Source organism: Gorillibacterium sp. CAU 1737, assembly GCF_039888655.1.
GTDB lineage: Bacteria > Bacillota > Bacilli > Paenibacillales > NBRC-103111 > Gorillibacterium.
This window is the reverse complement of sequence record NZ_JBDQQO010000003.1, coordinates 238,921-265,655: the sequence shown is the minus strand read 5'-3', so window position 1 is coordinate 265,655 and position 26,735 is coordinate 238,921. Positions and strand designations below refer to the sequence as shown.

Genomic DNA, 26,735 nt, shown 5'->3' with positions numbered 1-26,735 from the left:
GAACCATGAACATCGTCTTGTCGCATACGAGCGGGGAGCCCTTTTACTTGCAGATTGTCGAGCAGCTTCGCCGACAGATCTTGACCGGGGTGCTGCTACCGGGTGCCGGTTTGCCCTCTATCCGCCAGTTGGCCAAAGATCTGCAAATCAGCGTCATCACGACAAAGAGAGCTTATGAGGAATTGGAAAAGGAAGGCTTCATCGATTCAAAGGTAGGCCGCGGCTCTTTTGTGGCAGGGGTGAGTGCAGAAGCCCTGCGAGAAGAGAGAGTGAAACGGCTGGAACAGGACCTGCTTCAGCTCGTTGAAGAAGCCCGCGCCATCCGAATCTCTTATCCCGAGCTGCGGGACATGCTGCGGCTTTATTACGAGGAGGATGAATCATGACCGCCATCGACATTCAGGACCTGACAAAACGCTACGATCGCTTTACGCTCCACCCCGTTTCCTTTACCGTTCCCAAGGGCTACATCACCGGATTAATCGGCCCGAATGGAGCGGGCAAGAGCACGATCATCAAGGCAATGCTTGGACTCGTGCGTCCCGACAGCGGACAGATCCGGTTTGATGGCCGTTCTTTTCCACAGGAGGAGAGGGCCATTAAGGAACAGATTGGCTTTGTCTCGGATGAAAATCACTTCTACGAGCAGCTGACCGTCGCGGAGCTGAAGCGGAACTTCGCCCCCTTCTACCCGGAGTGGAGCGATGCCGACTTTGCGCGATACGCTAACCTCTTCGAGCTGGACCTCAAGAAGAGGATCAAGGACCTGTCCAAGGGAACTCGCATGAAAGTGTCGCTTGCGCTTGCTCTCTCCCACAACGCCCGGCTGCTTATCATGGACGAGCCCACTGGCGGCCTCGATCCTGTTTTCCGCAGAGAGCTGCTCGATCTGCTGAGCGACTTTATCCAGGATGGAGAGCGCTCCGTGCTGTTCTCCACGCACATCACGACCGACCTGGATCGGGTCGCCGATTACATCATCTGCATGAACCGAGGGCGGCTCGTCTTCAGCGAAAGCAAGGAATCGATTCTGGAGCGCTATGTTCTCGTACGGGGAAGCAACGAACTGCTCGACCGCGACGTGCGGCAGGAATTCATCGGCCTTCGGGAAACGGAAGTCGGCTTTGAGGCGCTTCATGCCGATCGCAGGCGGGCGACCGAGCTATTTCGAAACGCCGCCATTCTAGAGAACCCAACACTGGAAGATATCCTCTACTACACAGCGAAAGGAGAGGTTCTGCTTGGGTAACCTCATCCTCAAGGACTTACGCGTCCATAGCAAAATCGGCGCCCTCTTGCTCGTTTGGGCGCTTGGGTTCCTCCTGTTTCTTGGTGCCAAAGGGTTGATGGGTTTCACCGTCGGCTACTACGTCCCCTTGTTCTTCACCATCATCATCGTTTCCGCCGAATTCAAAAACCAAAACCTGCTGTTTATAAACAGCCTGCCCGTAACCCGCCGCGATATCGTGAACAGCAAATTTGCCATCGCCTTGGCTACGAGCATCCTCGGTGTCGTTCTGTCGATCGGAATTTCCCTGATGCAAAAAGGCGGAGAGGCGTCCATGCCGCTTGAATGGACAATTGCCCTCACCCTTCTCGTCTTCAGCCTGTGCCTGTTGACCTTATCTCTTTATCTACCCATGGTGTTTTGGCTTGGAGAAAAAGCCTTACTCTTCGTCAGCGTCCTGATCAGCGCTCTCTTCATTTTCCTAACAAGCAGTTTCAAGGACTTGTCCGGTTGGATCGGTACATATGCAGATTCGGCAGCGCCATCCACTCTGGCCACCCTGCTTCGCTTCCCCGGCATGCTGCTCTTGCCGGCCCTCTCGCTTGGGACCCTGTTTATCGCCTGGCTCATCTCTGCACGAGTATTGGAGAAGAAGGATTTGGGGTAGGGGGACAAGAAGGCTATAACGAAAGAGGCATTCCTGTATAGGAATGCCTCTGCTAATGTACTATAATTTCACCATTTCAGTACGCCTCACTGATGGTTTGATACGGTTACATCCAAAGTTGCTGCAGCTTTGCCGGGAGACTTCACCGTGATGTGAATGACATCGCCAGTTTTAAAGTCATAATAGGGGTCGTCACCTATCTGAATGTTCCTCTCCAGCTTGTCGTAGGCGAGTAACCAAACCATTTTATATTGGCCCCAAGTGATCAAGATTATATCACCTGGTTGTGTCGCAATCGTAAAGTCAGAAATACCAGGGTAGATTTTAGCGGATCCAACGAAAGTGATCGGGCTGGTCTGCCCGCTGTTCTTTTTCACCGGAATCTCAAACTCCACAGCATGCTTCCCCTCCTCCGTTGCAATCACTTTGATCCAAGGGCTGCCTGCAGGAATGGGCACTGAAAGGGGCATTCCGATGCTATATTTACCAGTCTTAAAGGTACCAAGCAGAAGTCCATTAGCATCGTAGACTTCTAGTGAAGTGTTAAGCGCCTGAATCGGAAGATAGAAATCCCCTTCATACACGGTTCCCGTTACAGTCGGAATAGCCGATGATTCCGCATGCGCCTGTACCTCAATCACAAGAGGAACGCTCGACTCATGTCCGTTCTTCTGGGTCACCAGAATCAGTTTGTCCCCTTCTTGCAGCACATCAGACAAATTCGCTTTTACAACTCCGCCCACTGAGTTGTAGAAGGACCCGTGAGTGTATGTTTTCGGTGCAGAGCCCAGATGGTAAATCAGCAACACGCTTCCTTCTTCCACCTGAGCGGTTAAGGTAGAGTCGCCTTCATATACTGCTTGAGCTACCGATGGCTGAGCTACTCGATTTGCGGGCAGAGGAGCCACTTGAATAAGGAAGGGGTCACTCAATTGTTTGCCTGGAATGTAAGCGTACAAATAAACTTTGGAGCCTGGCTTGAGTGTTCTGTACGTATTTAGCTCAACAGTGCGATGTTCCCCTCCTTTAGGGCTGTAACCAAAGTAGCTGTTTCCGTCCTCTGTAGTCATGTATAGGGCCGCATCCTGGATCGTATCCACTTGAATGATCGGTGAATCAAAACGTATCATACTTGAGGTAGACGGGGCTTCTATTTTTCCACTGGCAGCCAAAACGGTTACTTGCTTGACAACAGGCGCCTTGCCCGGTTGTTGCGCTGCAATCTCAATCGTTTCACCTGCTTTTAGGTTGACGAAGGGTTGAAAGAAGATCCCCCCTTCATTTTCCCATGTAGAGAAAGTGGAAGTTTTAATGCGATAGCTCATGCCCTTAAGCTCTTTCAGATTCAAATATGCAGGACCTTCATAAACTGAATCTTTCAGGAATTCGTCAGGACCTTTCTCAGTTAGAGGTGATTTCACGATAATCTTGACCGGATCACTGCCGACCCATCCTGATGCTCTAGCAGTAACTTGGAGAACATCCCCCTCTTCAACATCCGAATAGACAATGGCGCGGAAAGAGCCGTCTGGATCGCCATTTCCATACCCAAGGAAGTTACCTTGCTCGTCCTCAATGCTTATAGAGGTATACGGCATCGATTTTCCAGTCAGCAAGAAGTCGCCACCATGAACATCGAATACAACCGGTATCGGTGTTTTTTCCTTTTCGTTATCAGAGCCGCTGAGCACCGGTACAAGCAGGGATTTGCTTTCATTTCCACCGTCTCTTTGTGCGGTAACTTCCAAAGTACTGGAAGGAGTCACTACTGTATTCTCAAGGTTGAGAGAAACCGCAAAAATGCCGTTATATTCGGATTCGCCCGAACCCAGCAGCTCCTTGTTATAATAAACGCGGATCGTCGCATGTCCATCAGCGAGGCCTCTGATATATGTGGAACCCGCTTTATATTGATCCACAAAGTAAGGCGCATTCACGGTGGCATCACCAGACCCTTGCGTTGGAGCGGGAGTAGGGTTCGTTGAGTCCGTCGGCGTCGGCGTGGGTGTCGAGCCGGATGTCGGGGTTGGCGTCGCTACTGGAGGAATGTACCCGCCTCCACCGCCGCCGCTAACTGGAGTAGGGGTCGGCGTCGCGCTCGGCGTTGGCGCAACGCTCGGCCACGCTGATGGGTTACCCTCTTCCTTCACAATCTTTGCCGCTTGCTCCACGTACTCTTCTTTGTTCACATAGAAGCTGTATGTCAGCTTGGCTAGCGCTTGCCGTTCAGCTTTGGCAGCCGGTTCGAAGTACAGCTTGCCGTCCTTCTCAACCCCTTGGATGAAACCCAGCTTCGCAGCAAGGCGAACCGCCGGCAGTGCCCAGGACGAGATTTTGCCTGCATCTGCGAACGCAGCTTCTCCTTGAAGCGCTTGTGCAGACTGTTCCAGTCCCATTGCCCTTATGTAGAACACTGCCAGTGCTTCACGCGAGACTTGCTCGTTCGGAGAAAAACTCGTTGCCGAAGTGCCTTTGGTAATGCCCGAAGCAACCATTGCTCCGACATATCCCTTGTACCAGGCATTTGCCGGGATATCCTTGAAGGGTGCTGCGGCTTCTGGGTTCGGCTTCAGTCCAAGCGCCAGTGTCAGCACCTTGGCCATCTCCGCCCGTGTCGACCCTGCGGTCGGGTTGAATTGGCCTGCTCCATCGCCCGACAGAATACCGAGTTTGACCAATTCCTCTATCTCTGTCTTGGCATAGGATTTTTCTACATCCGTGAAGCTTGCTGCCGCAGCCGTTGCAGCCGATGCCTGCGATACAGCTCCTGCAAACGGGCTTACCGCTAATGCCAATGCCAGCAGGCCGGCCATTGTCTTTTTACGCATCCATGCGTCCATTCTTTCTGCCTCCCATGATCTTACTCTCTCGTTTTTTTGTAGAGATGCTTTGTGACGATCTTTCTTCCGATTATCCCTCTTCTCAGTTGAAATCTAGGAAAAGCTTCCTAATTATACCTCGCCTGTCCCTCCTAATAAATACCTAATTTCGCTATTTTGCGCAGGTATTCCTCATCGGTATGGTGCTCGTATTCATTCCCGTGTGCTTATTACGCAAGCACCTTCCGAAAAGACCTTTTTTCTTACCGAGATCCCTATCCGCTGTGAAGGGGGAGTTCTTACCGTTATCTCCTGCAACAAAAAAGCCCTCCACCACCACGCGATGATTCGCATGGAAAGCGGAAGGCCTTGGGTTACAGCTGCGGCAGTTGCCAATCGATAGGCTCTTGGCCAGTTTCCCGGAGAAACTCGTTCGCTCGGGAAAAGGGACGGCTCCCGAAAAAGCCTCGATGAGCAGAGAGCGGACTTGGGTGCGGGGAGCGGATGACGTAGTGCCGGTTCTGATCGATCATCGGCAGCTTGCTCTGCGCCGGGCTGCCCCACAGCAGGAAGACAATCGGGCGGCTCTGGGCGTTTACCGTCTCGATTACCCGATCGGTGAATCGCTCCCACCCTTTGCCCTTGTGGGAATTGGCTTCTCCTGCCCGGACAGTGAGCACCGTATTGAGAAGGAGAACCCCCTGCTCCGCCCAATGGGTCAAGTGCCCGTGATTGGGGATGCGGCAGCCCAGGTCTTGATGAAGCTCTTGCAGCATGTTGCGCAAGGAGGGAGGCACCGGGACCTTCGGCTTCACGGAAAAGCTCAGGCCATGCGCCTGCCCCGGCCCGTGATAAGGGTCCTGGCCGAGGATAACCGCCTTCACCCGATGAAGCGGCGTCGTGTGCAAGGCATTGAATATATTATACATATCTGGATATATCGTTTGAGTCCGATATTCTTCCGCCAAAAAGGCCCGAAGCTCCTTGTAGTAAGGCTGTTCAAATTCGCGCTCAAGCGGCGCGGCCCAATCGTTTTGCAGGATTGCCATCGCCAGTCCTTCCTTTATCCCATAGTCGTGGTCGGCGTATCCGCCTCTATTCTCCTATTCTATCGATGTGCGTTCGTTCCTTCAACTCCAGGCGGTACGAGATTCCGGTTCCGTTCATGGTTTGGTAACAGACTCCTTGGGAAAAGGCCTTTTCAGAAAACGAAAGCTGGGCTATAATACTCCCATGCCTTGGGAGGATCGTCCTTACGATCCGGCCTGGCTCTCAATCGAATATCGCTCGTATAATAGCGGGAATATGGCCCGCAAGTCTCTACCTGATCACCGAAAATGATCGGACTACGAGTGCCGGACGCCTTCCCCTTTTGTGCTGTACGCTGGGAAGGGATCATTTGCCGCACATCCGTTAGACCGCTCTCTTTTTCATTTGGGGAGGCGGTCTTTTTTATGGCTTCAACCACGGCTTCAAACCAACCAGAGATACAGGGGGACTCACATGCAATTGCTTAAGGACAAGATCGCACAGGAAGGAATTGTGCTGTCGGATCAAGTGTTGAAGGTAGACGCCTTTCTCAACCACCAAGTTGACCCGCAGTTGATGATGGAGATCGGCAAGGAGTTTGTCGCGCGTTTCGCGGGGGTCTCGTTTACCAAGGTGTTGACGCTGGAATCATCCGGCATCGCTCCCGCCGTCATGACCGCTCTCGTGCTCGGCGTGCCGCTCATCTTCGCTCGCAAGCGGAAGTCGCTCACGCTTACGGAAGACATCCTCGTGGAAAAGGTGTACTCGTTCACGAAGCAGGAAACGAATGAGGTTACGGTTTCGAACCGCTTCCTCGTACCTGGCGACCGTGTACTCGTCATCGACGATTTCCTCGCCCGTGGCGAAGCGGCGCTCGGTCTGGCCCGCATCGTCGAGAAGGCCGGGGCAGACGTTTCCGGCATCGGGATCGTCATCGAGAAATCGTTCCAGGACGGTGCTAGCAAGCTAGCAGAGGCCGGCTATCGTGTCGAATCGCTTGCCCGCATCGCCTCCCTCACGGATGGCCGCGTCACGTTCGCCCACTAATTCTTAGGAGAGTGCACCCTTTCATGCGTAACCCGTTCAAGCTGTTCTCGCTCGGCCTCCAGCACGTTCTCGCCATGTATGCCGGCGCCGTTGTCGTGCCCCTCATCGTGGCAAGCTCCATCGGCCTCACCGGCGAGCAAACCGCCTACCTGATCGCCATCGACCTGCTCACCTGCGGGCTCGCCACCCTGCTCCAGGTGTGGAAAAACAAGTTCTTCGGCATCGGCCTTCCGGTCGTGCTCGGCTGTACGTTCACTGCCGTCGGCCCGATGATCTCCATCGGCTCCAAGTTCGGGATGGGCGCCATCTACGGTGCCATTATCGTATCCGGCATTCTTATCTTCCTGTTTGCCCCGCTCTTCGGCAGGATCATCCGCTTCTTCCCGCCGGTCGTCACCGGCTCCGTCGTGACCATCATCGGGATCAGCCTGATCCCGGTTGCCATCACCGACATGGGCGGCGGCAGCAGCGCCGGGGAAGCCTTCGGCGACCTGTCCAACCTGGGCCTCGCCTTCGGCGTGCTCGTGCTCATTTTGCTGCTGAACCGCTTTGCGACGGGCTTCCTTCGTTCGATCTCCGTCCTGATCGGCCTCGTGGCGGGAACCATTGCCGCCTGGTTCATGGGCAAGGTTGACTTTTCCTCAGTGGCGGACGCTTCCTGGTTCCATTTCGTGAAGCCGTTCTACTTCGGAACGCCGGAATTCCATCCATCCGCCATCATCATCATGACGCTCGTGGCCATTGTCAGCGTTGTGGAATCGACCGGGGTGTTCATCGCCCTCGGCAAGATCTGCGACAAGGAGATTACCCCGGCCGACCTTACCAAAGGCTACCGGGCGGAAGGGCTCGCCAGCATTCTCGGCGGGATCTTCAACGCCTTCCCGTACACCACGTTCTCGCAAAATGTCGGCCTCGTGCAGATGACCAAGGTCAAGTCGCGCGACGTCATCGTGATGGCAGGCAGCTTGCTCGTCCTCCTCGGCCTTCTGCCGAAGGTAGCGGCAGCGACCACCGTCATTCCGTCCCCGGTGCTCGGCGGCGCCATGATCGCCCTGTTCGGCATGGTCATGTCCTCCGGTATTCGCATGCTGAGCGACGTTGACCTCAGCAACCACGAAAACCTGCTGATCATCGCCATCTCGGTCGGCATCGGCATGGGTGTCTCCGTTAACCCCGAGCTGTTCGGCAAGCTGCCGGAAAACCTTCAAGTGTTGGCCGACAGCGGTATTGTAGCCGGCAGCATCACCGCGGTGCTGCTGAACATCCTCTTCAACATGACCCGGCGCAAAAAGAATCCCCTCGACGCATCCCGGGAGAAAACGAACACAGAAGTCGCGTAAGCCATGTGTATCAACGGCAATGGCTTAACAGCCACCGGATGATTCCTTCATGCCACTAAAGACTTCCATTATTGAAGGCAACTTCAAAAAGAAGACAAGCCCCTTTCACCTGTCGCACATGCTGCGCGTTGGGTGAAGGGGCTTTTTGGTGCTGGCCGGTAATAGGCTCGCTCCAGATCGAGCATTCGATCCGATTTCGCGTGCGGCTATTCCCGTTCGTCTGCTGCCGGACTTCCCTTACAGAGCCCATTCCTCGCCGGGCTGTAGGATTTTGCCGCGAATGTCCCGCTCGCGGAGCATGCCCAGGAAGTCCTCTGGGTTTTGCCGAATGGGCGGGAAGGTATTGAAGTGGATAGGAACCACAATTTTTGCCTTCAACCATTCCGCCGCAACCGCTGCATCCTCGGGCCCCATCGTGAAGTGATCGCCGATCGGAAGGAACGCCACATCGATATTGTGCCGCTCCCCGATCAGCCTCATGTCGCCGAATAGCGCTGTATCTCCAGCATGCAGGATCGTACGTCCGTCCATCTCGATGAGGAAGCCTGCCGGCATTCCCATGTAAACAGGAAGCCCGTCTTCTCCCGTTACGCTGGAGCTGTGGAAGGCTTGGACCATTTTGAAGCTGGCAAAGGGCGTTCGGTAGGTGCCGCCCAGGTTCATCCCCACCGTCTTGGCTCCGCTCTGTCCGATATAACCCGCAAGCTCTGGAGTGGCTACCACCTCCGCTTCACACCGCTTGGCAATATCGGCCGCATCTGCGATATGATCGCCGTGCCCATGCGTAAGCAAGACGTAGTCCACGTGAATGTCCTTCGCTTCAACCGTGGCCATTCCATTTCCAGATAGGAAAGGATCGATGATCACGGAACGCCCGTTGCCATCGGTCAGTTGCACGCAAGCATGCCCGTGAAAGCGAATGTTCATACAGGTATCTCCTCCTTCTAAGGTAAGAACTCCTTCCTTTTTACCCAACTTTCACGGCGAATGCAAGTTTAGGCCCTCCATATTGCCCATCCTTGATCTACCCCAACTTGATCTACCCCATATCGACTCTCTCCGGCCTAATCCCCTCATACTTGCACCTGCCATGAGTATCCTCTCTTCGTTTCCTCTTCATCCTGCGTGGCGTATCCCCTCGTCTATTGCCAAAAAAGGCACCGTCCTACATCGGACAGCGCCTGCTTGTATGGTTGTATTTCTTCTATTATTGAAGGAAATCCCACAGTTGCTTGGCAATCAGCAGAGCACTCATGCTGAGAAAGAGCGGGCGAACAAACCGCGTTCCTTTCTTAATGGCGAGTTGGCTGCCGACAAGGGAGCCGAGCACCATGGAGATTCCCATGGCGAACCCAATCGAATAATCAATGGATTGAAAAAGGGCAAACATGGACAAGCTCGCGAGACCGCTGCACAGGTTGAGCACCTTGGCGTTGCCCGCTGCGCCGACAAAATCAAAGCCGATCAGCAAGAACGCGAAGATGAGAAACGAGCCTGTTCCCGGTCCGAAAAAGCCGTCATAGCCGCCGAGCACAAAGGCCGCCGCCGTGATGCCAAGCGCTGTTTTGGAGGTCAACCCGGCGTAGGTCCGCTTGTCCCCCATTTGTTTACGCGTAAGTGTAAAGATCGTAACAGCAAACAGCATGACAATCATCATCGGCCTCAGGAATCCAGACGGCACCCAATGGAGCACAATGGTCCCGAGTGCGCCGCCCGCTATCGAAAAGCCGACCAGTCGCTTGACCAACGCCTTGTCCACTCGTCCCGACTTCACGAAGGAAAGGGTGCTCGTCAGGCTGGACATGGCCGAGGCCAGCTTGTTCGTTCCCAGCACCAGATGCGGCGGAATCCCCGTCGCCATCAGGACGGGCAAGGAAATCATCCCTCCGCCGCCTACTACCGAATCCACAAACGCCGCAACAAACCCACCCGCCATGATAAACAGCAACATTTCAAACGACAGCCCGCCCACGATAAGATGCCCCCGATAGTATGTATGTAGGATTCTCGAGTTTCCGACAGCCTAGCAGCGATCTCTCTCTGGTCGCCTTTCACTCTGTCCACTCGTTTTGTTCATCCCCACTATACACCCCTCAAACCTGACATAATGTGATACAGATCATTATTTTTAATAAATGTGATAAGTTTTTTGTATAGGTTAAGTGGAAGCTGATTTGCTATGCTGATGGCAGGTGAAGCACACCGTTTTCGTTCCCTTAAATCGAGGGAAGAAGCGGTGTGCTTTTTGATTTTGGTGGGGGAACTTGCAATTCACATCAAGAGCTAAAGCCGCTGTGCAGGATGATCAAGCCTTATAGGGGAAAGCTCTGCGCTTTTTTAGATCAATTTAGAGGAGGGGTTATGAAAGTTGATGGAGCGAATGATTGAAGAGTGGATGGAGCTGCATAGCCGCGGTCGGAGTGGTGAGTCGTTGCGCCGTCTTGTGGAAGGCCATGGGCATGCGGAGAGGGCCTTCGTTCAACAGGTTTGGTTACCTGCCGTTGGACATCTGGATCACCTTGTCCCCGAATACGAAATACACGACTTTCGTGATGGAGTGCGGTATCTGGACTTTGCCTACCTCCGTCCTCCTTACCGCGTTTGTCTTGAAGTGGATGGATATGGGCCGCATTCACGCGATTTGTCCCGTTGGCAATTTGCTGATCAGCTAACCAGGCAGAATCATCTCATTCTGGACGGCTGGAAGGTCCTTCGGTTTTCCTATGACGAAGTAAAAGAACGCCCTCGTCGTTGCCAGCAGTTGATCCACCAAATGCTTGGCAATTGGTATCAAGATTACGATCGCAAGGAGACGTGGAAAGCCCTCGGATTGAAGCAGCGCGAGATTTTGCAAAGAGCTGCCGAGCGGGATACTTTTCGAATCCAGGATGCGTCGGATTGGACGCATACGGAGAGGCAACATGCCCGCAGGCTGCTGCTTGAACTTTGCAGCAAAGGCTATTTGGAAGCGGCATCGGGTAACCGACGGACCACAAGCTACCGATTGGTTCGAAAGGGAATGGATCTGCTTAACGTGTGACCCGTCCTCGTTGGTTATTGTGGAAATAACGATTTGCCAAATCCTTATTCCTTCAAATCCCCTTTCCTATTGTCTATTAAGGATATGCCATACCGTTATTTCGAATCGTCCAGGGGATTTCGCCTCTTTTTGTGCAAATAAGGATACCGGATATCCTTATTCCGCTTGATTTTTAGCAGAATTGCTGATTAAGGATTTGAAAAATCGTTATTTCTCTATGGCATTGGCACACGGCTGGAGGATACGGGGGTATCGCAGTCCAGGCGCGATCCGAGCGCATTCCAGGCACGGGTCCGGGCGCAGTCAGCACTCGGTCCGCATACCGCACAGCGTGGCTGCATCGCTCGCTTCGCTCAGCTCCTGCTCACAAAAATAAAGGGGCAACCGCGCGATTCGCGGTTACCCCTTCATGGCTTTGGTTGTGGTCCTGCTTGGCCTGCAGCTTTTCGCCACAGCCTTGACGGCCTTTGCTTCTGCTTCTGCTTCCGCACATGCTTCAGCTCAAGTCCGCCTTCGGCCTTCCTGCGTTCCGCTCACTTCGTGCAGCCTTCGGCTTCGGGCTCAGTCGACGGGGAAGCCTTCGGCTTGCGATCCGCTCCGACGGCGATCGCGGCCGGGGCTTGCTTGCCGTTCTTGCCCTCTTCGATCCCTTGATCGATGAGGCGCTTCGCACGGTCGACTTCTTCCTCCGTCGGCTCCCGGAAGTCGGCTCCCGGATAAGCCTTGCCCATCTGCTCCCACTTGAAAACTCCGAGGGAGTGGTACGGCAGGATATCAATCTTCTCGACATTATCCAGGCTGCCGATGAAGCGGCCCAGGTTCAGCAGATCCTCTTCGTCATCATTGATGCCGGGAATGAAGACGTGGCGAATCCATACCTTCTTGTTGATGTCGGACAGGTAACGGGCGAACCGCAGCGTGCGGTCGTTCGGCTGGGCCGTGAGGGAGATGTGCTTGTCTCGGTCAATATGCTTGATGTCCAGCAGCACAAGATCCGTCACTTCCAGAAGCCCCGTTACATGACTCGGCTCGCAGAAGCCGTTGGAGTCGAGAGTCGTATGCAGGTTCCAACGCCGCTTCACTTCACGGAACAATCGTTCGACGAATCCGGCTTGCAGCGTCGGCTCTCCGCCGGTTACGGTCAGCCCGCCATTGGAACGGCGGTAGTAGTTCAGGTAAGGAGCGATTTCGTCCACCATCTCGTCGACGGTGACCTCGCGCCCTCCCTTCATCTCCCACGTGTCCGGGTTGTGGCAGTACTGGCACTGCAAAGCACAGCCTTGCGTAAACAGCACAAAGCGAATGCCGGGTCCATCGACGGTTCCAAAAGTCTCTACGGAGTGAATACGTCCTTGCATCGTGATCACTTCTCCTTCCAGGCGGCATGCGCAAGGGGTAAGGGTTCTGTAACTCGCATGAAGCCGATCGTTCAAAAATCCGGGGCCTCGAAAATCGGCGGGACGTGATCCCGGTTCCTTTTTTCAGGGGCCCCAGCTTGAGTTAAATGTTCAGGTCAGTCGATTCGGAGAAGCTCATGCGAACGAAGCGTCGTAGCAACAGCAGACAGGCGGTTCGTCCGGCAGAGGCTGCCGAAATCGGAAGTCTTACATGGAGCGGTGGAACGTCCGGTTGATGACATCCAATTGTTGTTCGCGGGTCAGCTTGATGAAGTTAACAGCGTAGCCCGATACGCGAACGGTCAATTGAGGATAGTTTTCCGGGTGGTCCATCGCGTCAATCAGTTGCTCACGATCGAACACGTTGACGTTCAAGTGGTGACCATGGGAGGCCATGTAGCCGTCCAGCATGGAAGCCAGGTTGCTGACGCGTTGGTCGAGGTCCTTGCCGAGCGCCTTCGGAATGATCGAGAAGGTGTTCGAGATCCCGTCCATGCTGTGTTCGTACGGAAGCTTGGCGACGGATTCCAGGGAAGCGAGAGCGCCCTTCTTGTCGCGGCCGTGCATCGGGTTAGCGCCCGGTGCGAACGGTTCGCCGGCTTTACGGCCGTCCGGGGTCGTCCCCGTCTTCTTACCGTACACGACGTTCGAGGTGATCGTCAAGACGGACATCGTGTGCATCGCGTTGCGGTAGGTCGGGTGCTTGCGGATCATGTTCATGAACGTTTCTACCAGCTCGACGGCAATTTCATCGACGCGTTCGTCGTTGTTGCCGTATTGCGGATATTCGCCTTCGATCTTGAAGTCAATGGCGATGCCCTTCTCGTTGCGGATCGGGGTTACCTTGGCGTACTTGATCGCGGACAGGGAGTCAGCTGCAACCGACAGGCCGGCGATACCGGTTGCCATCGTACGCAGGATGTCCTTGTCATGCAGAGCCATTTCGATCCGTTCGTAGCTGTATTTGTCATGCATGAAGTGGATGATGTTCAAGGTGTTGACGTACAGGCCGGCGAGCCATTCCATCATTTCCTTGTACTTCGGCATTACTTCTTCATAGGTCAGCACTTCAGAAGTAACCGGTTGGAAGTGCGGGCCCACTTGGACTTGCAGCTTCTCGTCTACACCGCCGTTGATGGCGTACAGGAGAGCCTTCGCCAGGTTAGCGCGAGCGCCGAAGAATTGCATTTGCTTCCCGATCCGCATAGCGGATACGCAGCAAGCGATGCCGTAGTCGTCTCCGTAGAAGCCGCGCATCAGGTCGTCGTTCTCATATTGAATGGAAGACGTTTCGATGGAGACCTTGGAGCAGAACTTCTTGAAGCCTTCCGGCAGTTGGGTCGACCAGAGCACCGTCAGGTTCGGTTCCGGAGCCGGGCCCAGGTTGTACAGGGTGTGCAGGAAGCGGAAGGAGTTCTTCGTGACGCGAGTTTCCCCGTTCAGGGACATCCCGCCGATGGACTCCGTTACCCACGTGGGGTCACCGCTGAACAGCTCGTTGTAGTCCGGAGTACGAAGGAACTTGACGATCCGCAGCTTCATGACGAAATGGTCGGCAATTTCTTGCGCTTCCTTCTCGGTGAGCGTGCCTTCATCCAGGTCGCGTTGTACGTAGATGTCAAGGAAGGACGATACGCGGCCCAGGCTCATGGCAGCTCCGTTTTGTTCCTTGATGGCAGCCAGGTAGCCGAAGTATACCCATTGGAAGGCTTCCTTCGCCGTGCGAGCCGGTTGAGAGATATCAAAGCCGTGCATTTGGCCGAGCTTCTTCAGTTCGTTCAGGGCACGGAATTGTTCGGAGATTTCTTCACGCAGGCGGATGATGTCTTCCGTCATCGTACCGACTTCGAGAAGGGCGTGCTCGCGTTGTTTGTCCTTCATGAGGCGGTCAACGCCGTACAGAGCTACGCGACGATAGTCACCAATGATACGGCCGCGGCCGTAAGCATCAGGCAGACCCGTGATGACGCCGGCTTTACGAGCGTTGCGCATTTCCGGGGTGTAGGCATCAAATACCCCTTGGTTGTGCGTCTTGCGGATGTTCGTGAAGATGTCGATGACTTCTTGCGGAAGCTCGAAGCCGTATGCTTTGCAGGAATCGATCACCATGCGGATCCCGCCGAACGGTTGAATGGAGCGCTTGAACGGTTCGTCGGTTTGCAGGCCTACGATTTGTTCCTTTTCCTTATCAATGTAGCCAGGACCGTGAGAAAGGATGGTAGCGGGCGTGTTGACGTCCACATCCAATACTCCGCCGGCTTCGCGTTCTTTCTTGGTCAGCTCGGAGATTTCCTTCCAGAGCGCCGTCGTATTATCCGTCGGGCCTTCCAGGAAGGCATCGTCACCATAGTAAGGGGTGATGTTGCGGCTGATGAAGTCGTTGACATCGATGTGCTTCATCCAGGTGCCGCTAAGGAAGCTTCTCCACGGACTCACGTTTGATTTCAGTACGTCTTTTTCTTGAATCGACATGATCTTGCACCTCCAAAAAGATTTCCTGCTCTCGCAGGGGGAACACGTTGACAACCTGCTTCGAGAATCAAGCTCCAAGACGGGATGAAGGAGGTCTTGAACAAGGATCTGTCGGCCTATCCTCGCCTCGTCTTAGGGTTCCATCAATAGGGGAAGGGCTATGATCGATAGCCTCACCTAAAGCGTACCCGAACAATCAGCAGGCGCTTCAGGCGGATCCGGCATCAGTTGAGCGGTTCTATCCGCCCTGTTTCATAAATGCCGTTGTGTGTTTCTTTTGTGTCCCCTTGTTGATCTATGGTTCCATTCTAAAACTTTGTGCAAATAATCACAGTGATCTTCGTCACCATTTTCAGAAAAAAATGCAGCGGTCAACGCCCCCAGAAAAGCGCACTATATCCCGGAAGAATTGGCTTCCTGTCCAACAAAACCCTGTGTCCCTTTTCCATATCTTACCCAATTCACCCTGTTGTGTCACCCCAAACTATGATTTATGTCTCATTTTTTTGAGAAGCGTGTCAGCTTGCTGTTGAAAAATACTGCATTGGTGTTTCACCTGAAAGTTCAGACAATTCAAACGAAGAATTTCACTCTTCACTCCATCCCCTCTCCATCATCAAATCCCCCCTCCTTCCTTGTCCAAAAATCAGGGTCTCCTCCTCCTGATCCTCCTTCACGAAAGGAGCTTCCGCCTCTATAAAGTCAATTCAACTCGCTATCCAAGTTTTCATTTTGCAGCCCGTTTCGGCTTCATCGGGTGAATTCCTTCTCACATGTGCGCTTCATCACATTGAGTTTCATTCTCATTTTCCATAAAAGCGGCTCCATTCCGCAGAGAATTCCCTCTTTCGGAGATGAATTTCACTCCTTGTTCTTGAATTCCTACATGTTAAATAAGGATTATTATTGCAATTCGTCCAACTCCGATCCAGCCTCTTGCTTCTATATGAGAAATGTCTCTGGGACAGACAAATAAAAAAACTCCCTGTTCAAGGGAGTTTCATCGTTCATTTGAAGGGATCGGGTCAAATGCAGCTCGCTTCCGATTGCACAGAATGCTCATGCTGCAGGTAATTCAAATGCATCGCTTGATGGTACGCTTCGGTTGTATTAATCCGTGTCACAAAATGCGGCTCTACATCCTGACTGCGGAAAAACAGTTCATCGAGGGTCTTTATCCGGAGGCCTTCCCCCAGATCGACAAGCTCGGTAAGCCCCTTGTCCAATGCAGTCGAGACATGGGACAAGCAGCGTTTATGGTAGATGCCGTGCAGCACATGGCTTTCGTTGCCATAACGAGGAATGACCGCTTCCGTGTCCGGCTCCATTTGGGCATTCATCAATTGAGCGGCTCTAGCCGACAAAAAGGGCATATCGCTTCCGACAACCCACAAGCGATCCGACGTGCTGAGCGACAAGGCGGCATACATGGCGCCGAACTGCCCTTTGCCAGGAAAATAATCCGTTATGATTCGTACGGAGTTTCCCAGGATCGGCAGGTATTGCTTAGGCTCGCTTGTGACCACAATAACCTCGCGGCACAGGCTCTTCAGCACTCGCACTTGCCGTTGAATCAAGATTTCCCCGCAAAAGGGAAGCAGCGCCTTGGAATGAACGCCTGTTTTGCGACCGGAGTCGCCCGCCAGGATTACACCTGTAAGCATATGGAAAATCCTCCTTCCACCCGGGCTCATTCGTTCTCCGTTGGTATCATTATCAAGCATACCAAACCCATTAAGCTGTTACATTTATCACAATCTTTTTTTCGCCAAAATCCTTGTCGGTCAATGACTTACTTCACACAGTATTCCCTTTCATTTGGGATATACTATGGAATAATGGTTTCATTTAGGGGGAAAAATCCATTGACTGACACCCAAACGAGCCTCGAACAGGTTCTCCCGGGAAATACCTCTGTCTTTTCCGAAGACACTTTAGCCATTCTCCGGGAAATCATGTACGAGCAAAAATTCCCCGTCGGCTCTCGTCTCTATTGGGAAGGCGATACCGCTGATAAGCTCTACTATTTAAAATCCGGCCGCGTCAAGATCACCAAGTCAACCGACGAGGGCAAGGAACTCATCCTGTATATGCATCAAGCGGGAGACATGCTCGGACAGATCGATCCCTTTCACAACTCTCGCCAAGCCTTCAGCGCATCCGCCATGGAAGACTGCACCGTCGGCATCCTGCAACAGAGCGATCTTGAAATCCTCATCTGGCAGCACGGCGAGCTGGCGATTGACTTCATGAAGTGGATGGGCCTCACCCATCGGGTTACCCAAGCCAAATTCCGCGACATGGTCATGTACGGCAAGCCTGGAGCGCTGTGCTCGACGCTGCTTCGTCTCGCCCATACGTACGGACGTCGAACGGACAACGGCGGGTATGTCATCACCAAGAAGCTGACTCACTCAGAGCTTTCCGATATGATCGGAGCAACCCGGGAAAGCGTAAATCGCATGCTGAACGATCTTCGCAAGAAAGACGCGGTTGATTACGAGAACGGTTACATCGTCGTAAGAGACGAGGAGTATCTTCAGTCTGTCTGCCATTGTGAATCTTGTCCCAATGCTGTCTGCCGCGTCTGATCGAGACGGCCTCTCTTTGCATAGGATATTCGATTGATAAGGAACCTTCATTCCCACTTTTTTGTGGCTTTGAGGGTTCTTTTTCAGTAATAGAAAGAGTGGTCATTTTTTCACTTGTCCCTCTCTTTATAAAGGAAAAGATGCGGGCAATCGCAACACCGACTATTATTTCATGTCCAACCCTGTCGATGAGTACTTCATTTAGAGAATGAATATGATTTTCCGACTACCAAGGAAATGGAATCGATAATAAAATCATAAAAAATGGGAGCTCCCCTTAGGAAGCCCCTTATCGGATAGTCCCCTCATGTCAGCCTTTGTGGGAATGGGTTCCTTTGCCGGTGGATGCGGAGAGCTTCTCCCGGTAGTTACGAATCGGAGAAATCAGCCAGTACGCGGTCCCGACGAAGAGTGCGCCCCCTACAATGTTACCGAGCGTCACGTAACCGAGATTGTGGAACATGCCGGATAGCGTTACGTTAGCCGGATGGTCCAGCAGCAAGGCAAGCGAGAGCGTCGTCATGTTGGCGATGCTGTGCTCGAAGCCGGACGAGATGAAGGCGAAAAGGCACCAGAAGATCAAAATGAGCTTGGCCGATTCACTCTTGGCCTTATGTGAGGTCCAGATGGCAAGGCAGACCAGCCAGTTACAGAGAATACCGCGGAAGAACAGCTCGTAGCCGGGAAGCGTCATTTTCTTCACCGCGAGCACCATCAGCTGATGTTCCGGAGCGATTCCCTTGAATAGGCCGGCACCGAAGACGAGGGCTGCAAAGACGAAGGCGCCCATGAAGTTGCCGAGCCAGCACCATACCCAGTTCTTGATGGTATCCCATACGCTTGTTGCGCCGGAATACGTACTGATTGTAAAAGCCATGTTGTTGCCGGTGAACAATTCAGCGCCGGCAAAGACGACGAGCGTCAGCGCGACACCGAAGGACAGCCCCATGATCAGGTACGTAAATGGGGAATGGACGGCATAGAGCGGCGCCGATACGGAGAACATCAAGATGACGGCCACTCCGACATAAGCACCGGCCAGTCCTGACGAGATCAGGTAGCGCAGCGGGTGATTGTCGAGAAACTTCTTCTTCTTCAGGGCGTACTCGATGATGTGTTCATTGTCTTCCGTGTACATCTCTCTCATCTCCATCAAACAGGCGGTTTCCCGCCCTTTATCGTGTCAGGGTCAAATAACATTCCCTAGTATAGGGGCAAATGCGAAGTGCAGAAGTGAAATCCATCACATATTTAAAAAGCTGTCCTAGAAAAGTCATAGATTCGTCGCGAGTGACGAATCCTTCCCACCCGCCAGCTCATCCTTGCCAAGAGGCGAAATCACGCACCAGGCATAGAAAAAAGGAGCTTTCGCTCCTTTTTAGGAATGAGGAATCTCACACCCTCCACCCGGGAAAACAAGCGGTGATTTCCGTGATTTTACAGCTCCTGCGTCGTGGCGTTGAGGGCTTCTGCATTCGTGGCGACCCGGTAAGAGGCTTGACCAATCTCCTCTATAATGCCGACGAGCGTGTCCATGTCCTTCTTGACGCTCGCAGCCGACTCCAGGCTCTCTTCCATCGAGCTCACAATCTCGACGAACGTCTTCTCCGTGCGCTCCGCCTCGGATTCTCCCTCCGTAACGAGCGCTCTCGTTTCTACGATCGCCTGCACAACATTCGAAGTATACTGGGACGTTTGGGTGACCAGCTCGGTGATCTCTTGAACCGCCTGCTTGGTATCGTCCGACAGCTTCTGAACCTCGCCTGCCACTACGGCAAATCCGCGCCCATGCTCCCCAGCCCGTGCGGCCTCAATGGAGGCGTTCAACGACAGCAGCTTGGTCTGCTCCGCGATGTCTTTCACGATCAGCACGATGTTGTGAATTTGCTTCGAGGAGCGGTTCAGCTGCTGAACCGTCTCTTCCATGTGATCCGCACTCTTGCGGATGGAGGAAATCCGTTGGCCGAGCGCTTGAAGGTCGCCTTGCCCCGATTCCGCCAGCTGGCGGCTGCCCTGGGATTGACCGACACTGAGCGACAACGAGCGATTTACCTCATTGCTCGTGGACACGAGCTCTTCCACGGAGGCGCTCGTCTGTTGGGTCAGTGCGGCAAGCTCCGAGCTGATGAGCGCCAGGTTGTGCTTCAGCTCTGTTTTGACCTTCTCATACTGCGACTCCCGCTCGCGAATATTCTCCTTCTCGTATGCATCAAGCACGACCTGCTGCTCAAAGTTAAACATCTTCTCGATGGTCGCCATCGCTTGCAGGCGGTCCGCTGAATGCTCCAGTACTTGAGCGAGGTGCTCCTTAAAGGAGGATTGAAGCTTCTCGAAGGCCGCGATGTACCATTTGGGCTCCAGCCCGATCTTATTGTGCATCATGGCGATGCGGAGACGTTTTTCCATGAAGGCCGGATTGATCTGTCCGTCCAGGATCTCCTGCAGATGGCGACGCATCGTTCCTTTCAGGCGGTCGACGGTGCTGTGGATCTGAATGATCTTTTTCAGCCGGGAGACCTTCATCAGCGCCCCGTAATAATCGTCGATGATCGCCTGCAGACGCGGTTCCATAAGGGGCTTAACCCGCTTCAGAACGGCCATATCCGCATCGGTCAGATTGATCATGTCGAGCCGCTGTACGATATCTTCGTCCAAAGCAGGATCAATGTTCCCCTTTTCACTTTCGATATGTGCAAATAGAGAGTCGACGCTGCCTTCGGAAGAAGGCAGCTGGCCAGTGAAACGCCGACGCAAGGCTTGCCAGGTTTGTTGGAACGGATTTTCTCTTGTCATGGATGGTTCTCCCCCTTGGATGAATAAGCCGTCACCTCGTCAAAGCCGCGCCGTTTGTCTAGCTCTCTGGTCTCTCTTGATTCTGCGTCGCTTCAAAAAGTAACTCACTAAAGAATTCTACGCCTCCATCCAATATCCTGCAAAATTTTGTCTATATTTCGACAGTTTTCGATTATATTTTTGATAATGATTATCAATACAAACTGATTTTCCTTCCCCTCTCCGAAACTTTCCCTTTCCCCCTCGCGTCTATCGGTATAGGATTAGAAGCAAGGCAAGTTTATCCAGGGCCGGTTGGCATGCCGCCCTGCACGAGAAGCATGCCAACCGGCTCCAGAAGATAAGGAGACTCCTAATGACTCAACCAACCAAGCGGAAGGCGTGCCTTTCGCGAATTCTCGCCGTGATCCTGCTCTGCACCCTGCTGGTCGGATTGTCCCCAACTGGAATAGCAGAGCATGTGCTTGCGGAGTCCGCCTCCTCGGCGGCCAACAAGATGTCTAATAGCTCCACTCATTCTCCCCTGTTAGTGAGCCAAGCGGGGACGGTTGCAGCCAGCAAGGTGCATTACACGAATAAAGTCGCCGTGCTCATGTACCATGACTTCAAAGAAGATGCGAAGGCCAAGGCCATCTCGCTGAAGGTTTTCCAAGAGCAGCTCACCACGCTCACCAAGAACGGATTCAAGTTTATTTCGATGGACGAATTCAAAGCCTTCAAGCTGAACAAGGGAAAGGTTCCCGCCAATGCGGTTCTTCTCACCTTTGATGACGGCTATGAGGATTTCTATACGGTCGCTTATCCCTATCTAAAAGAAAAGAAGATTCCGGCAACCAACTTCCTCATCGTCCGCTCAACGGATACCGGCAACCCGGGCGGCAATCCCCACATTACCTGGGATCAGATGAGAGAGATGCTCCCGAACAAGATGAGCTTCTACAGCCACACCTACAACCAGCACTTTTATATTCCAAACGGCGGTCCGGCTCTCACCAGCCGTTATCCTGCGGCGTCGGGCAAACGAGCGGAGACGTTGGCGGAATACCGCAAGCGGGTCACGGATGACCTGTCGCTCGCGAACAAGCGCATTCGCGATGAGCTCGGTACGAAGACCGATGTCTTCTCGTATCCTTATGGAGCGTATAACAAGGAGACCCAAACGATCTCCGCCAAGGTCGGCCATAAGCTGGACGTGACGATCAAGCCCGGCCTGAACGGCCCTGCCGGCACCCTGGTCTATCGAATCAACGCCGGGTACAAAAGCATCAGCGGCAACGACCTGATCACCAAAATCAAGGGGTACACGAAATAACCGTTCGATCCCCTCCGTTAGCTGCATCACTGGCGAAAGAGCCGCTGCCCACTGCCGGGCGGCGGCTCTTTTCTATACTTGGAAGGCTTGTTATTCCGCTAGAGACTTGTAAGCCTTGGAGAGGGTATAAGTTCGAAGGGAAAAGCTCAAGGCGTAAGCGTCGGTTCCTGCCCTCCAATTCGGCAGCTGGTAGAGCAGGGAAGCGATGTCTCCCTCCTGTTGATGCTTGATGCGATCAAGCTTGAAATCAGGGACTGCATAGAGCTTCTCCGTCTCATTCCACTCGTTCAGAAAAGCTTGCAGGCCGTCTATGTCTCCGTACACCGTCACTTGGTATCCCTGAGAATCGAGTGCTGCAGGAAGGATTTCGCGGTTGACGGCACTGCTGCTTGCCACCTGGCTGGATTCCGCAGAAGGCGGAACCGTGCTGGATGCCTCCGTTTCCCCCTTCGCCCCCGTTGATGCTGTTCCGGAAGCCGCCGGTTGGCCTTGCTCCAATTTGGCGAACAGCACCCCGGACTTGGCTGCCAGCTCCGTGATCTCCTCCGTCAGCGACGAGGTCGGCTGCTGGAGCGGGACGGCTGTCAGGAGAGCCGCGATCTGCTCCGCCGTTGCCTGCTGGACGATCGGCCTCCCGGCAAGCTCGTCCCGCTCCTTTCGTTTGTCCCCCAACTGATGGTGGGCTGTCTGATAGTCCTGCCAGGAGGGGTGTGTGAGAAACAAGGCGACCCCCAGGTTGACGAGAAACCCCAGGCCGATCAATAGAGCAAGAAGAAGGGACGCTTTGCGGCGGGCGGTGGCGTAGAGGCCGCGGAGCGGTTCGTTCATGGGCTCCCCGCCTTTCGAATTTCGGCGGCCGGAGGAAGGGAAATCTCCAAGGTCAGGGTGTAATAGTCCGCTTGTCCCGCCCCGACTTCCTCTCCATTCCCGCGAGAAGAGAGTTGTTCGCCTTGCTGCTCCTGCTTATGCTCCGCAACGCGAAGCGCCATCCGATCAAAGAAAGGGATGCTTTCCAGGCTGCGGATGCATGCCGTCAGCGCTTCCTCCGAATACAGAGCCGCAGACAGCGTCAATAGGCGCGCATCCGTAACGGAAAGCTGCTCCACCTGTCCTCGACCCTCAAGCGCGGCCCGGATCGGTTCAAGCACAGACAGCCAGTCCGGCTGCGCCCCTCTCGCCTCCCTCACTCCACTCATCCCCTGTTCATACAATTGGCTGATCGGAGTAAAGGTCGTGCTCTTCCACAACTGCCGAACGTCCGCGCTTACACTTTGGAGTTCAGCTTCCTCTGTCGAACGATTCATAGACCATAGATAGGCCAAGAAGAATTGGCTGAGCAAAAGGAGGATGGCCGCCAAGACGGTGACGAGGACGAGCAGATCGCGCCTCTTCACGATGTAGGGGACTTTGGGAAGCAGGTTGATCGGTTTCATGCGCCCTCCCCCCTCAAAGCGAGCCCGATCGGAACAGCAAACGCAGCTGTAGGCTCCCGCTCTGCGCTCCAAGCCGATTCCTTCCACTCCACCGCTCCATCGGCATAGCGATAGACCGTTCGATTCGTTCGAACTGCAAGGCTGTCCGCCAGCTCATCCATTCGATCCAGGCTGCCGGACAAGACGATTGCGGATACATCCATGTGACGGTTATCCAGCGTATATCGATAAAAGGTCAGCAGCCGCTCCAGCTCGGAGACAAGATCCTGGCATGCATTGGCGAAGGCATGGTCTGGACTGAACAAGCTGCTGAGCAGAACATTCGCTTGAAGAGAAGATACCGGCGGAGCGGCTTGAGCGAACGAAAGCTCCATGTTCCTCGTGAGGCGGATGACGCCGTGCTCAACAATCGTGAGATCGGTGGTGCGTTCGTTGACATCGATGAGGATCCAGGACGCTTCCCTGAGCGGCATGCAGGCCTCCTGCAAGCGCATGAGGGAGAAGGCTTTGATCTCAAAGCTTTGCGGAACGAGTCCCACCCGGTCGAGGAGCCGGACGTAGTCCTCCAGCATCTCCATCGGAGCGGCCACGACCAGCACCTCCGCGAGCAAGGGCTCTCCATGCTGCCCTAGTTCCCGAGCGGCAGCCGCTTCCTGGTGCCCCGAACGGCGGAACCAATGCGAGAGGGAGAGGTCCTTCGTCGCCAGGGCGCGAAATTTGCTCTTTTCAGACCTTCGCTCTCCCTGTGAGACGCCGGCTGCCGTCGTTGTCGGCGTTGCTCTTTTTTGCAAGCGAGTATAGTCGTAGTATGGACGGTCGAACGGCAGCTTGACCTGATGCGTCAGCTCATACCGGATCAGCTTGTCCAACTGACCATCCGGCACATCCGGGAGATGGATAACCTTCACCAGTACCGACTGGCTCGGAATGGCCATATGCACGCGGCGGGTTCCCCATTGCGTATCGGCCAGCAGGCCGCGCAGGGCCTCCTCCAGCTTGCCGGCATCCTGAAGTCGGCCGTCGTTCATGGTTCCCGCAGGAAGCTGCGCTGAAGCATGAGCCAGTACCTTCGGCCGCTCGGAGCGGTCGGCCGCAAGCTCGCACAGCTTCACTTCCTCCTCTGTAATCTCCATGCCGAGCAAGGTTTTCCCCGGCTTGATTCGGGTCCATAGAGACGATCTCATCTGTGTTTCCCCCCTTGGTCTATGGACGGGCCTGGACCATGCGTGTGCTCCATTTTGTGTTGGTGCGGGTGTGAATAATGGTGACCGTCTTCGTGGTTTCCGTCGTTTTGGGGGTATGGTGAATGTGGAAGAACCCCGAACCGCCGCTGTAATCCTGACCGTACCAATTCGCCATGTTAAAAGTCCCACCCGCATAAAAGCCGCCAAAGGTCGTGTTGTCTCGAATATTGTTGGAGATCGAGGCGTTCTTCAGCGCCGCCGCCATTCCCGTGACGGCAAGGCCTCGGATCTCGGTAAAGCTCAGGTCTCCGCCTGTCAGCATATCCCCTGCAATCCTCACCCCGGTAGAGCCGATGTGATTGCCGAACGCGAGGTCTCCCGCGGTGACCAGCGAGCCGCCAATGCTCAGGGAGTCCACGTTTTGTCGGAAGGTGATCGCCCCCTTGGCCAGGACGCTCCCGCCTGAGCTCCACTCGGTTACGGAATTGGCGACGACGAGCGGGCCGTCTGTAGCCATCGTCCCGCCCACCTGAAGCTTCACAATGGCGTTGCCAAACCGGATACCCGTCAGCGCCAGGATATCTCCCGCAATCTCCACCCTTTGGATGGTATTCGCAAATCGTACTTCTCCGAGCGTGAGAACCGATCCACCGACCGTGAATTGCTGGGTGACAGCATTCTCGACCGAAAAACCCTGCTTGGCGTAGATGCTCCCCTTCACCACCAGCTTGGGGGTCGTCTGAATGTGCAGCGTTCCGTCGAGGATCAAATCTCCGTCGATCTGCCAGTCATCTACGGTGTTGTTGAAATTCACATCGCTCCCGGCCAGCCAGGAGCCGCCAAGGCGCACATTTTTCAATTGGTTGGCGCCATTTCGAAAGATTCGACTGCTGAAATCGCCGGTTGCCCGGAAAGCGTTGACCGTGCTGTTGAAGGAAAAGGTGTTTCCTGCAATGATGGGCTGTCGATTCCCGCTTTCCGGCACACCTTTGAGATAATCCCCCATCTCACCCGACCAGGACGTAGTCCACTTTCCTGCGGATATCCGAGGAATAGAGGCGAAGGACAGGTTTCTACCCGCGCTAATCGCTCCGCTTACATCCAACCCGTCTGTAACCGTCGTGGTGTAGACCATGTCAGTGCCCGCAAGCAGGTCCCCGCCAACCGACACCCGCCCGAGGTCCGCAAACGTCATCGCTTTTTGGGACGAAAGGGCTCCGCCGACGGACAGTTCCGAGATGGGCTTCGAGAAAACCATCCCTTCTCCGGACAAGAAAGCCCCATCTACGATCAAAGAGGCGGCTTGTCCGATCTGAACCGTACCGTTCACGATTAAATCGCCCTTGATGTGAATGGTCCGGTAGTTGTTGGTGAAGGCGAGGTTTCCCTTCACAAGAACCGAACCCTCGATGATCAGATCGCCGCTCCCGCTCCCTCCGGCCACGAAATCGCCGCCGATTCTCGCTCCTCCGAGTAGCTTGGTGGTACTCCATTCCGGCAAGGTAAGCGTCCCCGCCACATCGAAGGATAACCCGTTCGCCAGCGTTCCAATGGAAGCATCCCGCGCAACCAGGGTGACATCGCCCTCCCACGCCAACCCGGCCGTTCCGTTGTAAGCATGAACCGGCTTGGTCTTCACGCTTGGGATGGCTTCTACCTCCGAAGGAATCGCTAGCGGAGGCAATGGGCTCAATAACGCCGTACCCGGCCAGTGGGCCATCCGCTCGTTTTGCCTGAGCGGATTTCGCTCTGCCAGGAAGGGGTCGGCGTACTCGTGGAACTCCTTGGCGTAATTCCCGGTGTAGGCATTGCAGATGTAGGGGGTGCACTGGCTCTCCGAGCTCGGCTTCGCCTGATTCGGAGGAGTGAAGATGTAATTGTAGCGCGGGTTGTTGATGACCACCCCGTGCTTGTTGTAGAAGACGTCGCCGTCTGTGCTCGTCACGGTCTCGGTCGTCGTGCTCGTGACCTGCTCGAAGCCGAGTGCGATCACTTGTCCCCGTTTTTGGTTGCCCTCGCCGCTCGTGGCGGCGAATTCGACGGAGGCGAGCGCTCCGGAAGCATCCTGCTCGGGACGGACGAAAAGGGTCGGAAACAGAACCGCCCGGTTGACTTCCTCGGCGAGAGTACGCGCATCGTCGCTGTTCAGGTAGCTTTTTCGAGCTTCTTCTACGCGAGCTGCTTCCTCGAAAATCCGCTTGTAGACAACCGCGCCGGATTCTGCCTCCAGAAAAGCCGCCTCTGTATGCCCGTCTGTCTTCGTCTGCAAGAACCCGGTATTCAAGCTCACGGCTAGCGGCAAAATCAGAAGAGCCAATAGCATCACGAAACCCAACACGAGCAGCATCGTGTAGCCGCGTTCGGATCGGGCGAATTTCATCGA

At 54.4% G+C, this 26,735-nt stretch carries 21 protein-coding genes and 1 riboswitch; of the genes, 8 read left to right on the top strand and 13 right to left on the bottom strand.

What is annotated here, in order from left to right:
- Positions 1 to 5 precede the first annotated feature (5 nt).
- From AAFN83_RS08595 to AAFN83_RS08585, 3 genes are read left to right on the top strand one after another with little or no spacing between them, the layout of a single operon-like run.
- Positions 6 to 386 (top strand): GntR family transcriptional regulator, encoded by a 381-nt coding sequence (locus AAFN83_RS08595; protein ID WP_347768581.1) that lies wholly within the window; start codon positions 6 to 8, stop codon positions 384 to 386.
- Positions 383 to 1,249, top strand: a complete 867-nt coding sequence (locus AAFN83_RS08590; RefSeq protein WP_347768580.1) for an ABC transporter ATP-binding protein — start codon at positions 383 to 385, stop codon at positions 1,247 to 1,249. Before AAFN83_RS08595 ends, AAFN83_RS08590 begins: the two co-directional genes overlap by 4 nt.
- Positions 1,242 to 1,895: an ABC-2 transporter permease gene (locus tag AAFN83_RS08585; RefSeq protein WP_347768579.1), complete on the top strand. Its 654-nt coding sequence runs from the start codon at positions 1,242 to 1,244 to the stop codon at positions 1,893 to 1,895. Before AAFN83_RS08590 ends, AAFN83_RS08585 begins: the two co-directional genes overlap by 8 nt.
- Before the next feature lie 86 nt (positions 1,896 to 1,981).
- Here AAFN83_RS08585 and AAFN83_RS08580 read toward each other — a convergent pair whose 3' ends face one another.
- Both AAFN83_RS08580 and AAFN83_RS08575 read right to left on the bottom strand, forming a co-directional pair.
- A complete protein-coding gene (locus AAFN83_RS08580) occupies positions 1,982 to 4,735 on the bottom strand; it encodes an S-layer homology domain-containing protein (protein WP_347768578.1) in 2,754 nt (917 codons plus the stop codon).
- Between the two features lie 353 nt (positions 4,736 to 5,088).
- Positions 5,089 to 5,763 (bottom strand): uracil-DNA glycosylase, encoded by a 675-nt coding sequence (locus AAFN83_RS08575; protein WP_347768577.1) that lies wholly within the window; start codon positions 5,761 to 5,763, stop codon positions 5,089 to 5,091.
- Positions 5,764 to 5,981: 218 nt separating this feature from the next.
- Positions 5,982 to 6,083, top strand: a riboswitch (purine riboswitch).
- A 134-nt stretch (positions 6,084 to 6,217) separates the two neighbouring features.
- On the opposite strand from AAFN83_RS08575, the gene AAFN83_RS08570 reads away from it, so the two are divergent.
- Together AAFN83_RS08570 and AAFN83_RS08565 are read left to right on the top strand one after the other, a co-directional pair.
- A complete protein-coding gene (locus tag AAFN83_RS08570) occupies positions 6,218 to 6,790 on the top strand; it encodes a xanthine phosphoribosyltransferase (RefSeq protein WP_347768576.1) in 573 nt (190 codons plus the stop codon).
- A 23-nt stretch (positions 6,791 to 6,813) separates the two neighbouring features.
- Positions 6,814 to 8,130 (top strand): nucleobase:cation symporter-2 family protein, encoded by a 1,317-nt coding sequence (locus tag AAFN83_RS08565; protein ID WP_347768575.1) that lies wholly within the window; start codon positions 6,814 to 6,816, stop codon positions 8,128 to 8,130.
- Between the two features lie 237 nt (positions 8,131 to 8,367).
- Here AAFN83_RS08565 and AAFN83_RS08560 read toward each other — a convergent pair whose 3' ends face one another.
- The gene (locus AAFN83_RS08560) at positions 8,368 to 9,057 is read right to left on the bottom strand and encodes a metal-dependent hydrolase (RefSeq protein ID WP_347768574.1); all 690 of its coding nucleotides are present in this window, start codon (positions 9,055 to 9,057) and stop codon (positions 8,368 to 8,370) included.
- Between the two features lie 280 nt (positions 9,058 to 9,337).
- Positions 9,338 to 10,102 carry a sulfite exporter TauE/SafE family protein gene (locus AAFN83_RS08555; RefSeq protein ID WP_347768573.1) on the bottom strand — a complete coding sequence of 255 codons (765 nt, stop codon included), beginning with the start codon at positions 10,100 to 10,102 and terminating at the stop codon, positions 9,338 to 9,340.
- 399 nt (positions 10,103 to 10,501) lie between these two features.
- Between AAFN83_RS08555 and AAFN83_RS08550 the strand changes: the two genes are divergently transcribed.
- Entirely contained in the window at positions 10,502 to 11,170 is a 669-nt protein-coding gene (locus AAFN83_RS08550) for a DNA-binding response regulator (protein ID WP_347768572.1), read from the top strand.
- Between the two features lie 533 nt (positions 11,171 to 11,703).
- Here AAFN83_RS08550 and pflA read toward each other — a convergent pair.
- The 3 genes from pflA to mobA all read right to left on the bottom strand — a co-directional run bounded on the left by pflA (position 11,704) and on the right by mobA (position 16,703).
- On the bottom strand, positions 11,704 to 12,528 hold the full coding sequence (gene pflA / locus AAFN83_RS08545) for a pyruvate formate-lyase-activating protein (protein ID WP_347768571.1): 825 nt from the start codon (positions 12,526 to 12,528) through the stop codon (positions 11,704 to 11,706).
- 246 nt (positions 12,529 to 12,774) lie between these two features.
- Positions 12,775 to 15,039: a formate C-acetyltransferase gene (pflB, locus tag AAFN83_RS08540; protein WP_347768570.1), complete on the bottom strand. Its 2,265-nt coding sequence runs from the start codon at positions 15,037 to 15,039 to the stop codon at positions 12,775 to 12,777.
- Positions 15,040 to 16,064: 1,025 nt separating this feature from the next.
- A complete protein-coding gene (gene mobA / locus AAFN83_RS08535) occupies positions 16,065 to 16,703 on the bottom strand; it encodes a molybdenum cofactor guanylyltransferase (RefSeq protein ID WP_347768569.1) in 639 nt (212 codons plus the stop codon).
- A gap of 201 nt (positions 16,704 to 16,904) precedes the next feature.
- Here mobA and AAFN83_RS08530 point away from each other — a divergent pair, with 201 nt between their 5' ends.
- On the top strand, positions 16,905 to 17,630 hold the full coding sequence (locus AAFN83_RS08530; RefSeq protein WP_347768568.1) for a Crp/Fnr family transcriptional regulator: 726 nt from the start codon (positions 16,905 to 16,907) through the stop codon (positions 17,628 to 17,630).
- A 310-nt stretch (positions 17,631 to 17,940) separates the two neighbouring features.
- Here the strand turns inward: AAFN83_RS08530 and AAFN83_RS08525 are convergent, their stop codons facing one another.
- Entirely contained in the window at positions 17,941 to 18,768 is an 828-nt protein-coding gene (locus AAFN83_RS08525) for a formate/nitrite transporter family protein (RefSeq protein WP_347768567.1), read from the bottom strand.
- Between the two features lie 299 nt (positions 18,769 to 19,067).
- Positions 19,068 to 20,423: a protoglobin domain-containing protein gene (locus AAFN83_RS08520; protein WP_347768566.1), complete on the bottom strand. Its 1,356-nt coding sequence runs from the start codon at positions 20,421 to 20,423 to the stop codon at positions 19,068 to 19,070.
- A gap of 355 nt (positions 20,424 to 20,778) precedes the next feature.
- Between AAFN83_RS08520 and AAFN83_RS08515 the strand changes: the two genes are divergently transcribed.
- A complete protein-coding gene (locus tag AAFN83_RS08515; protein WP_347768565.1) occupies positions 20,779 to 21,735 on the top strand; it encodes a polysaccharide deacetylase family protein in 957 nt (318 codons plus the stop codon).
- Positions 21,736 to 21,825: 90 nt separating this feature from the next.
- On the opposite strand, the gene AAFN83_RS08510 is transcribed toward AAFN83_RS08515, so the two are convergent.
- From AAFN83_RS08510 to AAFN83_RS08495, 4 genes are read right to left on the bottom strand one after another with little or no spacing between them, the layout of a single operon-like run.
- On the bottom strand, positions 21,826 to 22,563 hold the full coding sequence (locus AAFN83_RS08510) for a hypothetical protein (protein ID WP_347768564.1): 738 nt from the start codon (positions 22,561 to 22,563) through the stop codon (positions 21,826 to 21,828).
- Entirely contained in the window at positions 22,560 to 23,168 is a 609-nt protein-coding gene (locus AAFN83_RS08505; RefSeq protein WP_347768563.1) for a hypothetical protein, read from the bottom strand. Before AAFN83_RS08505 ends, AAFN83_RS08510 begins: the two co-directional genes overlap by 4 nt.
- Positions 23,165 to 24,352 (bottom strand): type IV pilus biogenesis protein PilM, encoded by a 1,188-nt coding sequence (gene pilM / locus AAFN83_RS08500; RefSeq protein WP_347768562.1) that lies wholly within the window; start codon positions 24,350 to 24,352, stop codon positions 23,165 to 23,167. Before pilM ends, AAFN83_RS08505 begins: the two co-directional genes overlap by 4 nt.
- Positions 24,353 to 24,371: 19 nt before the next feature.
- Positions 24,372 to 26,732 carry a hypothetical protein gene (locus AAFN83_RS08495; RefSeq protein ID WP_347768561.1) on the bottom strand — a complete coding sequence of 787 codons (2,361 nt, stop codon included), beginning with the start codon at positions 26,730 to 26,732 and terminating at the stop codon, positions 24,372 to 24,374.
- Positions 26,733 to 26,735: the final 3 nt, after the last annotated feature.